5 protein-coding genes are annotated in these 13,727 nt (G+C 53.6%); 1 reads left to right on the top strand and 4 read right to left on the bottom strand.

The window, feature by feature from the left end; genetic code table 11:
- Window positions 1-68: 68 nt before the first annotated feature.
- Window positions 69-9,197: an Ig-like domain-containing protein gene (locus EA58_RS03395; protein WP_051641876.1), complete on the bottom strand. Its 9,129-nt coding sequence runs from the start codon at window positions 9,195-9,197 to the stop codon at window positions 69-71.
- Window positions 9,198-9,407: 210 nt separating this feature from the next.
- A complete protein-coding gene (locus EA58_RS03390) occupies window positions 9,408-10,481 on the bottom strand; it encodes a TIGR03032 family protein (RefSeq protein ID WP_051641875.1) in 1,074 nt (357 codons plus the stop codon).
- Between the two features lie 103 nt (window positions 10,482-10,584).
- Here EA58_RS03390 and EA58_RS20805 point away from each other — a divergent pair, with 103 nt between their 5' ends.
- Window positions 10,585-11,871, top strand: coding sequence for a sulfotransferase (locus EA58_RS20805; RefSeq protein WP_051641874.1), 1,287 nt, complete (start codon window positions 10,585-10,587; stop codon window positions 11,869-11,871).
- Between the two features lie 9 nt (window positions 11,872-11,880).
- Here EA58_RS20805 and EA58_RS03380 read toward each other — a convergent pair whose 3' ends face one another.
- On the bottom strand, window positions 11,881-12,408 hold the full coding sequence (locus tag EA58_RS03380) for a GNAT family N-acetyltransferase (RefSeq protein WP_036748943.1): 528 nt from the start codon (window positions 12,406-12,408) through the stop codon (window positions 11,881-11,883).
- Between the two features lie 18 nt (window positions 12,409-12,426).
- Entirely contained in the window at window positions 12,427-13,692 is a 1,266-nt protein-coding gene (locus EA58_RS03375) for a S8 family serine peptidase (protein WP_152547923.1), read from the bottom strand.
- Between the last annotated feature and the right edge of the window lie 35 nt (window positions 13,693-13,727).

The following is a 13,727-nucleotide window of genomic DNA, read 5'->3' as shown; positions in this document are numbered from 1 at the left end:
TGACCGCTCTCACTGTCATTCATAAAAAATGCTGGCCGAAGCCAGCATTTTTTGTTTCACAACTCAGGTTACTGTCCGAACTGGTAAGTCAGCGTCAGAGAGGTCTGGCTGATGTCATTGATATCAATGAAATAACGGTTGAACTTCACACCCGCCAGCCAGGCAGGATGCAGACGATAATCGATCCCAATCGTCAGATAGGGGTCGACGCCCCAGTCAGACGATTTGATCGTCTCTCCCAGATGGGTACTGCGGTAATCCACTTCCCAGCGGTATACCCCGCCCCCCAATAGCAACCGGAAGTCGTTATCAGCCAACACGGGATACCGAACATCCAGCGCCACACCGGATGTCAGTGCTGGCGTCGCCTTCGACACTTGCTGATGATAATCGCTGGCTGTCAGGCCATCAGGGGTCAGCGTCGCTTCGCCTTCGCCCTGATCCACATAGCGTGCGGTCAGCAGCCACTGATTGTCGGTTTCATAGCCAACGCCGAAAGACCAAGTCGTATCCGTATCATCCAGAGACACCGCGGTATCAGCAGGTTGCGTATGACGCTCACTGGCCTGACTGACGCCAAGTTCGGCATCGACATACCAGGCGGCCTGACTGTTGAAAGTCAGTAAACTCAGCACCAGCGCAAGCAAACGCCCGCCCCAGCGACGCATCACACCAATGCCACCCAACAGCAGTAACATCATGGCCGACATCGCACCAGCCCCCCGATTTTTCACCACCATGTCTTCCTTGAGCGTTGTCGTCACGCGTGCCTGAGCACTGGCTTCCAGTCCGGTCGCATCCTGAATCCGGTACGTAATCACACTGTCACCTGCATAACCCGCTTCTGGCGTAAAGGTTAAGGTCTGATCGCCATTGATACTCACCGTGCCCCGGTCTGCCACAGCAGCAATCACAGACAGGCTGTCGCCATCCGCATCACTATCGTTCCCCAGCACCGCAATCACCACCGCAGTTTGATCATCGGTTTGTACCGTATCGTTCAGGGCAACCGGATAATCACTGTTCAGCACGGTCACTTTCGCTTCAGCATTGGCCGTGCCGCCCATACCGTCAGAAATGCTGTAACTGATCGTCGCCACCCCATAGAACCCGTGAGGGGCTGTATAGTGCACCTGATTCGACACCAGCGTCGCTGCCCCGAAATCGACCGAGGAAGCCATCACCGTCAGCGGATCATGATCGGCGTCAGTGTCATTGGCCAGCACGTCAATAGTGATTTCGCCGTTCCGGTTCAGCAGCAGGTTATCGTCCTGCGCTTGCGGCAGCTGATTCGGACTGACCGGAACACCGACACCGCCCGGATCCATCACGCTGCCATTCACCTGACCGTCGTCATCATTCGGGCCGCCATCCTGAATGGTCAGTTGCACACACCAGTCTCCTTCACGCAGACCGGTCTGCCACAGGCTGTCTCCCGGTGGCGGACAGTAACCGGCTTCGCCCGGTGCAGAAGACACAAAGTTCTGCGCATCGATGACGTAATTCACCCACCCCTGCGATTCGGTGTACTTGCGATAAACGGCATTGGCAGGAATCGGCAAGCGCTGTGGCAGAACCACCTGATAGCGCTGACCTGCCACCGGTAACCCGTGGGCGACAAAGTCAAACACGCCCCCGATATTCTGAGCACCGCTGTCAGACGGAATTTCATCCGCTTGCAACTGAGCGCCCCCCAGTTTATTCCCGGCCACTGTCATTCCTTTGCGCAGACAAACGCCCGGATCCCCTTCAACCAGATAGCGGTCAGAGACCACGGCCTGCTCCTGCACGACATTACAGTCAGTGATCACATCCAGATAATCCGGAATACCGTCCGAATCACCATCGGTGTAACCTTCCTGATCATCTGGCAGCAAGTCCCCGTCACTGTCTCCGCCACCCAGTTGGGCTAATTGTGCAACCACCTCCAGGTAAATCTGTTGTTTCACCGACAGATTCGGAGAACCATTGTCCGTGACGGTCAGCGTCAGTGAATACACGCCCTGTGTTAAGGCCCCCGGGGCAAAAATGAACTGACTGTCCTCGGTACTGAGGTTTGCCATCGCACTGTCGCTGGCTTCCCACAGGTAACTGTGACTGTCGCCCGTATTCGGATCCGCGACGCTGGCCGTCACGGTCACCGAACCGCCGGAGGCATCAATAATATGGCGGGATTCGCTGTCCTGAACCACGGATGCCGTGACCGACGGCGCAACATTCTCTTCCAGAATGCTGAGGGTATAGTGCGATTTACTGCCGAGATTATTCTCCAACGGAGACAGGGTAATTTCCAGGGTCTCCATCCCTTCCGGCACTGAATCACTCAGCACATCAAATTCAATCACACCTTCGGTGCCGCTCTGAATCACAACTTCACCATTGGTCAGCGTGTGATCACTGCCGTCACTGGTACCTGCTACGGTGTAAGGCACGGTCACCGGATATGCCGGTGCCGGACCATTGAGATAGACACGGACTTTATGCGTGGTGCCTTCCGTGGTCTTTCCATCTTTGGCGATCGACACCTGAGGATTCACGATCACCTGCTGACTGGCCTGCGACTCACGTCCACTGGCATCCACTGCACGCCAGTACACGGTGTGTTTACCCGGTTTGAAGAACGGTTTCCGGTCCACCACAGACACCGCCAGTGCCTTGCCCTGACTGTCCGTGGCCTTCGCAACGCCCAGATTGACCCGGGTAAACAGGCCCGTTGCACTCACCTCAACATCCGCGGGTGCCTGAATTACCGGCGGCTGACTGTCGGCCGATTCAATCACCACAGTGACCTGCCCGACCTGTTGATCCGCCTCACCATCGCTGGCGGCATATTTCAGAGACATCGTCCCCTGTTGGGTGGTTGTCAGAATCACTTGCCCGTTTTCAATCGACACCGTGCCCTTCTCAGTCGTCGCCCAGAGCAGAGACAGCGGATCCTGATCGATATCGCTGTCGTTACTCAGCACATCCAGCACATAACGGCCCTGTGCATTGGCTTTGAACTGATAGCTGTCCGAGAGAATCACAGGGATGTCATTCACTGGCGTCACGGTGACCGTCACCGTATAGGTCGCAGAGACAAGCTCCCCGTCTGTCACCTGATAACTGAAAGTATCGGACCCGTTAAAATCGGCCTGCGGCGTATATAGCCAGCCGCCACTCTGCGCAGTGAAGCCACTTTGTGCCGTCAAGCTGCCGTGCTGCGGCGATGCAGTCACCAGCAGGCTCAGCGAGCTGCTGTCCACATCTGTCATTGATGGCACAATCGACAGCGTCTGATCTTCTGCCAGCGAGACCGTCAGGTTTTCCCCTTCCGGCGGATCATTCACGTTCACAACCGTGATATCGAAGGCAGGCAGGGATGCCGTTTCCGGCCCGTCGCTGACACTAATGACGATGCCGCTGGTGGTTCCGACATGACTGTTATCCGGCGTGCCGGAAAGCTGCCCGGTCTGAGGATCAAAACTGGCCCATGCCGGTTTGTTCTGAATACTGAAGGTCAGCGTATCCTGATCGATATCCGTGGCTTGCGGCATAAAACTGTATGCGCTGTCTTCCGAGACTTGATCCTGCGGTTGTCCGCTGATTGCTGGTGCATCATTGACGTTATTGACCGTAATCGTAAAGGACGGCAGCGCCGTGGTTTTATCCCCGTCACTCACACTGATGATCACATTGGTGTACTGACCGACCGCATCATTATCCGGCACACCAGACAAGCGGCCGGTCTGGGGATCAAAGCTGGCCCAGGCCGGCATATTGGCAATACTGAACGTCAGTCCGTCGTTTTCAATATCCGATGCCGTGGGCAGGAATTCATAATTCTGATCCTGATCGACGCTCAGTGACGGCGTCCCGCTGATGGTTGGCGCATCATTGACCGTCTCCACAGTCACAGATACCGTGGCCGTATTCGAGACACTGCCCTCGTTATCATCAATCGTATAGGTGAAACTATCGTCTCCTGACTGATTGGCATCCGGGGTATAGCGCAGGCTGCCGTTGCCGAGATCCAGTAGCTGACCGAACTGCGGCGGCGTCTGAACCTGAATCGAATTCAGATCCAGCGTGCCGTCCAGATCGCTGTCGTTGGCAATTACCGAAATATCGACAGCGGTGTCTTCCTGCGTCGTCGACTGGTCATTATTGGCAACCGGCGCATCATTCACCGCCTGAACCGTCATCGTTACGGTCGCAATATTCGAGGTAGCGCCCTGATCATCGTTCACCCGATAGGTAAACTGATCTTCACCGCTGAAATTCAGCGCCGGGGTGTACACCACTGCACCACTGCTTTCCACCACCACACTGCCTTGTACCGGTTGCGTGACGATCGCTAAGGTATTGGCCTGAATCGTGCCGTCAATATCCTGATCATTCCCCAGCACGTTGACCGTATGCGGCGTATCTTCCAGCAATGTCGCCGTGTCATCGGCCACAACCGGCGCATCATTCACACTGGCGACAGTCACCGTCACGGTCGCAGGCTGCGAGGTTGCACCCAGATCGTCCTGAACCACATAAGTGAAGCTGTCATTGCCAAAATAGTTGGCACTCGGCGTATAAGTCACTTTGCCATCGGCGGCAACGCTGGCCTGCCCGTTCTGTGGCTGCGTGATTACCTGAACCGTGTTTGGTGCCAGCGTCCCGTCAATATCACTGTCGTTCGCCAGCACATCGACGACACCGCTCTCATCCTCATTGACAGACAAGGCATCGGCCACGGTCTGAGGCGCATCGTTGACACCGGCAACGTTGATTGTCACCGAAGCCGTATTCGAGACCAGTCCGGTACTGTCCTTCACGGTATAAGTCAGCGTATCGGTTCCCGCAAAATTCGCTTCAGGCTGATACTGAATCTTCCCGTTTTCAACACTGGCAGAACCATGCGCAGGCTGTGTGACAATTGTTAATGTAGACGCCTGCAAGGTATCCCCGGCATCCACATCACTGTCATTCGCCAGGACATCAAGCGCTACCAGCGTATCTTCATCCGTACTGCCCACATCGGCAGTCGCCACAGGCGCATCGGCAACCGGCGTCACGGTCACCGTCACCGTCGCAACCGACGAAACGGCCCCGTAAATATCTTCAACCTGATAGGTAAAGGTTTCCGTCCCGGCAAAGTTTTCATCCGGTGTATAAGTGATGGTTCCTGTGCCGGTATTGATGCTGGTACTGCCGTGCTGAGGCGCGGTCACCACAGTGACACTAGCCGGGTTGAGCTGACTGTCGGCATCGCTGTCATTCGACAGCACATCAATCGCAATCAAATCATCTTCTGGCACAGAGGCGGTGTCATCCGTCGCAACCGGCTGCGCATTCGCGATGGTAAAGTTGAAGAAAGTCTCGCTGCTGAATCCGGCAAACGCATTGCCGGCATCATCCGTTAATGCATCATTCGTCATGGTGACATAGTAAGCATGGGTCGGCACAAAGGTTTGTGATGGCGACACGGTCAGTGTGTCTCCCGAAATGCTCACGGCACTGTCCGTCATGGCGTAGTTCGCCAGAAGCGTAGACGTGGTCGCATCGACAATACTCAGGCTGCCCGCGCCCGCCTGAATCGCTTCACTGAAGGCGATCACCAGATTGCTTTGATAACTGACATCCGTCGCATCATCTGCCGGACTCAACGCACTGATATACGGCGCGGTGCCGTCATAGGTCAGCACCAGCTGTGTCGCAGCCAGGTTTGCGTTGCCATTCGGATCGGTAAATCGTCCGCTGGCGATATCCAGGGTGATATCTCCGTCTGTGGCTGGCGTCAGGATCGCAGTATACGAGGTGCCAGAGCCGGTAAATTGACTCAGTGTTCCCCCGGAGACGGTCATGTCTCCTGCCGTAAAATCGGTACTGCTTTCACTCAATGTCACCGTCACGGTCGCGGTTTCACCCTGCTTCAGTGTTGCCTTATCGCTGCTGATGATGGCGGTTGGCTGTACCGTATCCACACTGATTGCCAACTGGCTGGCCGCAGTATTGTCGTTACCGGCCGCATCCGTAAAGACACCGGCTGCCACATCAACCGTCGCACCAGCCGTGCTGTTCGCGCTCGGGGTCAGAGTGGCACTATAGCTGGTCCCGCTGCCTGTGAAATTCGACAGCGTACCGCCAGAGACAATCACATCTCCGGCTGCAAAATCACTGCTGCTTTCACTCAGGGTAAAGGTCACGGTCGCTGTTTCGCCCTGTTTCAACGCTGCCTTGTCACTGATGATGCTCACTGTCGGCAACTGTGTATCCACACTGATCGCCAACTGAGAGGCTGCCGTATTCCCGTTGCCCGCAGAGTCGGTAAAGACACCGGCTGCAACATCCACCGTCGCACCAGCCGTGCTGTTCGCATCCGGTGTGAAGGTTGCGGTATAACCCGTGCTGCTGCCGTTGAAATTTGATAGCGTACCGCCAGAGACAATCACATCCCCGGCCGCAAAATCACTGCTGCTTTCGCTCAAAGTGAAAGTCACAGTCGCGGTTTCGCCCTGCTTCAGCGCGCCTTTATTACTCGTGATTGTCACCATCGGCTGCAACGTATCCACACTGATCGCCAGCTGGCTGGCCGCAAGGTTTCCATTCCCGTTCGGATCAGTAAATACGCCCGAGGCGACGTCAATCGTCGCGCCTGCTGTACTGTTCGCATCTGGTGTAAAGGTCGCGGTGTAGCTGGTGCCACTGCCCGTGAAATTCGACAGCGCCCCCCCAGAAACAATCACATCTCCGGCTGCAAAATCACTGCTGCTTTCACTCAGCGTAAAGGTGACTGTCGCGGTTTCACCCTGCTTCAGCGTTGCCTTATCGCTGCTGATGGTGACGCTTGGCTGTACCGTATCCACACTGATTGCCAGCTGGCTGGCCGCAGTATTGTCGTTACCGGCCGCATCCGTAAATACACCGGCTGCCACATCAACCGTCGCACCAGCCGTACTGTTCGCGCTCGGGGTCAGGGTGGCACTATAGCTGGTCCCGCTGCCTGTGAAATTCGACAGCGTACCGCCAGAGACAATCACATCTCCGGCTGCAAAATTACTGCTGCTTTCGCTCAGGGTGAAAGTCACGGTCGCGGTTTCGCCCTGTTTCAGGCTTGCTTTGTCACTGGTGATAGTCACCGTGGGCGGAATGTCATCAATCGCAAGACTCAGTTGAATCGCCGCAGTATTACCGTTGCCGACACTATCAGTAAAAACATTCGCAGCTATATCAATGGTGCCGAGCGTGATATTGGCATTGGGGGTATAGGTGGCGCTGTAGCTGGTACCACTGCCGGTAAAGTTCGACAAGGTGCCCCCGGCCACAACGATATCACCGGCCGAGAAATTGCTGCTGCTCTCACTGAGGGTAAAGGTGAGGCTCGCTGTCTCCCCCTGCTTCAGCGCCGCTTTGTCACTCGTAATTGTGACCATCGGCGAAATCGTGTCCACACTGATTGTCAGTTGCGTTGCAGCGGTATTCCCGTTACCTGCGGTATCTGTGAAACCATCCGCAGCCACATCAATCGTCGCAACAGCCTCGCTGTTTGCATCTGGTGTGAAAATCGCACTATAGGCTAAGCCACTGCCGGTGAAATCTGACAGACTGCCACCCGAAACCTGAATATCTCCGACGACAAAGTCACTGCTGCTTTCGCTCAGGGTGAAAGAAACTGCTGCTGTCTCCCCTTGCTTCACTGTCGCTTTATTACTGGTAATGACGATACCGGGTTTCGCCGTATCCAGCGTCGCATTCCCCGTCACAGCCGTGGCTGTATTACCTGCCGCATCCGTTAATGTGACGGACAAAGTCAGTGTGCCATCCGATAAACCGGACAAATCGATGCCGTTCAGTGTCTGGGAAGCATTGCTGAGTGTTCCTGAACCCGTCACGGGTGTGCCGCCACCATTCGAAGAAATCGTGTAACTGTATTCAGCCCCCACCTCACCACTGGTGAAAGTAAACGAAGCATTGCCAGCATTGCTGCTGTTGTAATGGCTCAGATCCAGCGCCACACTGTGTCCGGAAGGTGCCGTCGTATCAATGATGACGGTTAATCCGGAAGAAGCTGCACTCTGATTATTGTTGCCATCTTTGGCCTTGGCCGTGATCACATGGGTTAAGCCTGAAGATAACGCGCTGGTGGTAATGCTCCAGTTCCCTCCCGTCACACTCCCGGCACCAAGAGGCGTACTGCCCACCTGATCACTGAAGAGTTCCACTGTGCTGCCGGCTTCTGCTGTGCCGGTAAAGGTCAGTGTGAGATTTTTGGTCAGATTATCACTGTCGGAGGTACCGCTGTCTGATCCAGAGGATAAATCCGGCGTGGAAGGGACTGCGGGCGCAACGTCATCTGCAACAGTAATCGTGAAAGATTTTTGATAGGTCGTCGTACCATCATGGGTCTGTATACAGACGTTGTAGTTCCCAGCCGACAATGCGCTCCCGGTTTCCAGTGTCGCGCTGTTAATTTGAAACTGACTGTTCTCTGCATCCGAGGTACAGCTGCCGGACACACTGCTCCCTTGCGAAACCAGCGAATAACTGTGTGTGTCCCCGCTGTCTGTATCTGTTGTCGACAAGGTGCCCACATCAGCGCCGGATGCCGTTGCAGACTGATTGATGCTGGTTGACGTCAGACTGATATTCGAGGGCGCATGATTGGATGGCGCCGAGTTACACTCACTATCCGTCGAGCATATTTTTCCGTCATAGGGCCCGCCATAACAGAGACCGCCATAACACTCCCAGGCAGCATTCATCGCTTCACCAGCGCGACTGCCTGTCCCCGTTTGAGAATCAGTTCGGGAATCTGTTCGGAAATCTGTTCGGGAACCCGTTCGGGAACTCGGGCCGACGATCCCGGTTGTGAGTTCGCCAACAACCTGCTTTCCTGCCTGGACCCCTTTTTTCAGGTGATGGGTTTGTGCCAGAAAGGTATTCAGATCGAACTCCAGGCCGGCGTTCGGCTGCACTTTTGTGGTGACAGGCGCCGTCTGCGTTTCAACCGGACGGGGTTGTCCTTGTGAAGGAAAGTGTTCTTCCGCATAAGCAGCGGTCATCAATAACTGACTCCCCGCCAACCCTAACGCCAGTGAGGTTACCCAGCGCGTCACATCCTTTTGAACGGGGTGAAGTGACAGTGACTCTGCACTCACTTCATCCGAACATGTGAATAACCGCCGCGTGGCCTGAGCCAGATGCGACATCATCTGTCCGTTGATCATAATCTGCCTGCAATAGTGTGATACGAAAAGTGCGCAGTCCGTTTCACTTCATCCATTCACAGAACGAACGACGACACCCGGTTCAAGAACCAATAAATAAGTGCAACTAGTAGCTATTGAATCAGAAGACTATGAGTGTGCAAGAATGCCACGTCAAAAACATGACACAAAGAAATGTTTTGAGATTAAAAATGTGCCAAAGCGCAACATTCAAAGCGCAAAGATTTCCGTGATTTCATCAGATTGTATCTCGACAAACCGCGGTGCAGCGCTTCCGAAAAGAAGCTCGACATCATAAATCTGGTTCAGAGCGCCAGAAAACGTCAGCCGGGCAATTTCACTGCCATCCCGAAGATCGATCACTATCACACCAGAAGCCAGCGATGTTTGCATGTGCAGCAAAGGCATATCCACATGCCTTTTCAGGCCATCTTTCGCCGGACGGACAACAGACAAACCGATAAACGCCATATCGCCGACCAATCTCAGGCCACGGGTAAAACCGTTTAACTCAGCCACCAGCTCCAGATCAGAGCGGGATGCAGGCAAGCTATTCTCTTTACAGCGCCACAACCGGCCAGTACCCGATTCACAAAAATACAGGTATCCGTTGTGGATTCGCGGGGAGTGAGGCAGGCTCAGGCCATCTGCCACAATCTGGTTATCCCCGATCCGCATCACGGCCCCTTGAAAGCTACTGCCCTCCCGCCAGCCATAGTGCTGATCCGTCCCGGAAAAATAGCTGACATAAGCCGGCACGCCGTCTTTCATCGCTAAGCCATTCAGGTGGCACCGATCTTCAGCAACCAGTTCAGAAATAAAAGGCGGTTTCCAGACAAACTCAAAGCTCTTGCCGTAAACGGCCCGGGCAACACAATTAAACCGGGTATTGACCAAAAAAAGCCCTTCCTTCCCCCAGGCCAGATCATGGGTGTTCAGATGACCCGTGGTGATGGACCCACAAGGAAAATACAGACTATCGTGGCCAGAAAAGGCATTCGCCGAACTGGCATCTCCCGACTGCTCTGTGATTCGCCGGTAATCCCAGATTTGATGGTAAGCCGCCAGAGATAAACGCTGCTGATCGTCACTGAGTGCGATTCCCAGAAGCTGTTGCAGCCGGACATGCTCGACCCGTAAATCGTCACCGTCACTGCTGATCACAAACAGGCAATCCAGATTGTGGGCGCTCACCAACATACTACTGTTCATCGCTTTCAGTAATAACGGGAAACGTGCGCAGCTCGTCATGCCGTAATTCATCGTTTCTTGTTCATTGTTCATCAGATCTGTTGACCTTCCGTGATTTGTGGATATTCGTGATTGCTTTTTATCCGGAAACACCGATATGGTGAGTGATTCATAATGACTTTCAACGGATTTCTTTATGTTTCTCGAAAAGCCCTGTATCCCGATCGGTCATGTCGATATCACCGAAATCACCAAGTGCCTGAAACAATTACCGGATTCAGCCTGGAAAGCAAATCCTTATCGTCAAAATACCTACGCCGTACACAAACAGACGGAAAGTCTGGTGTTGTATTTTAAAACGGATGAATTCACAGAAAGTCACGATGAATTATTAGCGGCCATGCAGCCTCTGCTCGCGCCAATATTTGCTCGATTCGCTCAATATTATGGGTATTCAAAACTGGACATCGCAAAATTAATGTTTGCCAAATTACCGAGCGGTTGTGAAATTCCGGAACACAGAGACAGTGCGCCTATTTTTGCGAAATACCACCGGGTTCATGTCCCGATCCAGACCAATGATGCCATCATCTTTTATTTGGATCACCAAGCACACCATTTCAAAACTGGCGTGATGTACGACATCAATAATCTGGGATTACACCGGGTGATCAACCCTTCCAGTGAAGACAGAATTCACCTGATTTTTGATGCCAGACCTGTAAAACGAATTCACAACGCCAGCAGTCATTTGTTCATCATGAGCCCGAACAATTCAGGCTCGTCTCTGGTTTCTGCCGCACTCAGCGATTGTCAGAAGGCCATCACCCTGCCCGGTGAAGGGCACTATATTGCAGGCTTTGCCGGGCCAAACCCCAACCGGGATAACAGCCACTTTGTCTGGAGTCAGTTCAATACCCTGAACAAGCTGCAGACGCCCGCAGCTTACGACTGGCCTGCAATCCGCAACCTCTGGGCAAATGTGGCAACACCGCAATCAGAAGCCGCCCGTGTCTTTGTGGAAAAATCGCCCTGCAACATTGCCAGAATGGCCATGCTGGCCGAGGAGTTTGATGACGCGACGTTTCTCTTTCTGATCCGAAACCCCTATGCCATGTTTGAATCTGTGATCAGAGCCAGACGTGATTTACCGGATATTGCAACCCTGGCAGCACAACATGTCTTATGGTGTTTCCGGCAGCAGCAGGAAAATTTGCAGCAGTGCAAAAATCCTTATCTCCTGATTCGTTATGAAGACATCTGTGATTCACCCGCGGCGACAGCTCAGACCATCCGAAAATTTATGCCCGAATTTGAAGACATCGACTTCATCCCGCCACGCTGGATCAAAGGTCAAAAATCTGCACTGAAAAATCGCAATGCAGCGCAAATCGCCCGGCTGACAGACAATGAACGGCATATCGCAGAAGCCTGTTTTCAACCACATGAAGACCTGTTTGCCCGATTTGGTTATCCGGTATAATTCGCCGGCTTAAACGCCAGCGAAGACTGGTTTCAGGCTGGCCGGATACCAGATCATCCGTTCATAGGGTGGCTCGACCTGCTCAATGGTAAACCCCAGTTTCAGGTAAAGCTGCCTTGCCCCCTGATTCATCTGCTGAACCGATAGCATCATGGGGGCCTTGAGCTGGTGCGCTGAATACATAAAAGAGCGGATGACAGCTTCGCCCAGTCCGTGCCCTCTGGCTTCCCGCTTAAACGCAATATCAATCAAATGCACCTTGTCCTGAGAAAAATCGAGCACCGCCCTGCCGACCTCTTCTTTGTGATACTCAATGACAAAATACAGCGCATTGGGAAACTGATCACCATACCCCTGATTCATGGCATTGAACTGCATGTCGATCAACGACTCAATGAAGTCACGTTCGCCGTCAATCAACCGCAGGTCATCCCGTTGCTCGTTGTGCAATTTCTCCAGAAAAATCCGATCAGCCGCCGAACTATTCGAAGGGCGGACATGTAAACCACCCGGCAGTTTTAAATCTTGTAATTGCATAGCATCACTTCCTTGTTATCAATTGGATTCCGGCGTCCGCAGATGAGGCTGCACACGCTGCATCAGGCTCTGTGCCTGAAGTACAGGCCGGCTGTACTGACGAACGAGCTGAGACACCTGTTGAGCACTCAACAATGGATCCACACTCAACACTGCAGCCAACACGCCGGTCGTGGCGGCCGTTGCCGCCGACGTATTCGAGTACGTCAGGCTGTATTCCCCTGTCACATTGGAATAAACCTGATAAGGGACAGGCACCTGACTGGCAATGGTTCGGCCGGAAACTGGCCAAGATCGCCCCTGACTTTCCGCATTTACAGCCAGCACCTGAGGTTGCGCCGCCAGAGAAAAACTATGGTCAAGATCATGCTTTCTGTTCCCCACAGCAGCCACAATCACGGTTCCTTTCCCATTCCGGCCATTTTCATTCAGAAACGTTAACGCATCGGACAATGCCTGCTGCGTGAAAGGGAGTGTCCATGCGGCCTGCACAATATCGGCATGACTGAGAAAGGCCAGTTGCAAGGCAGTCAGAATATCAGAGGTCCAGTTGCGGTCCCGACGGAGTAAAATCGCATTCGCATCCGGTGCGAGCCCGGTATATCCCGCTTTTTTCGACCAAATCGTTGCCAGATTCGCATCACCATGCATGGTATCAAAACCAGATTCAGCGATAGACGACGCGTCAAAAGGCAATGGATGACGGTTATCCACATCATAATGAAGTTTGACATTGATCGGCTGTAATGCCGCGTCGGCCAGGCTGAATGCGGCATCAATCACGGCGATATTCACGGCCTGCCCTGCTTTTTCGGGCCATTGGTTCACACCTAATTGCTCGCGAACCGGCCTCCCTGCTGTTTGCGGCAACACAGTATCCTGAGGCTGCCGGAACAGCCGGACTTGTAAAAAATCCGGCTCGACCAGCTCAATTCCTGAAGTGCTTTGCAACTGCTTCAATAAATCGAGCGAATCTTCCGCGCCCGCCGTGACAATCATCGACCAGTACCGGTCTTCCAATTCAAACACAATGGCCGTCTCATATTGCCCGTCTAACCTGTCATTGAAATTGAATTGCTTCTGATGACGCACCAAGAGCCGGTTACCGACCCTCAACCCCTGATTGCCCAGCAGTGTATGGCTATAAATCGGCTGCGCCGGTGCCGCCTCAACCAGCCGGAGCACAACAGGCTTCCCCTGATACAGGACAGACAATGACGCAGGCCAGTGACCTGCCATCACCTTCAGTGAGACAAAGCAACAGAAAATAGCTATCCAGCGCATATACAGTTCACATCTAATTTCATTGCCGGTCAGGA

The organism is Photobacterium galatheae (assembly GCF_000695255.1).
Taxonomy (GTDB): domain Bacteria; phylum Pseudomonadota; class Gammaproteobacteria; order Enterobacterales; family Vibrionaceae; genus Photobacterium; species Photobacterium galatheae.
Note: the sequence above shows the minus strand (reverse complement) of the source record. Positions and strands in the feature narration are given on the sequence as shown.

Coding starts and splice junctions, on each gene's coding strand:
- EA58_RS03390 (WP_051641875.1), bottom strand. CDS start 10,481: ATGAACAATGAACAAGAAACGATGAATTACGGCATGACGAGCTGCGCA.
- EA58_RS03395 (WP_051641876.1), bottom strand. CDS start 9,197: ATGATCAACGGACAGATGATGTCGCATCTGGCTCAGGCCACGCGGCGG.
- EA58_RS03375 (WP_152547923.1), bottom strand. CDS start 13,692: ATGCGCTGGATAGCTATTTTCTGTTGCTTTGTCTCACTGAAGGTGATG.
- EA58_RS03380 (WP_036748943.1), bottom strand. CDS start 12,408: ATGCAATTACAAGATTTAAAACTGCCGGGTGGTTTACATGTCCGCCCT.
- EA58_RS20805 (WP_051641874.1), top strand. CDS start 10,585: ATGTTTCTCGAAAAGCCCTGTATCCCGATCGGTCATGTCGATATCACC.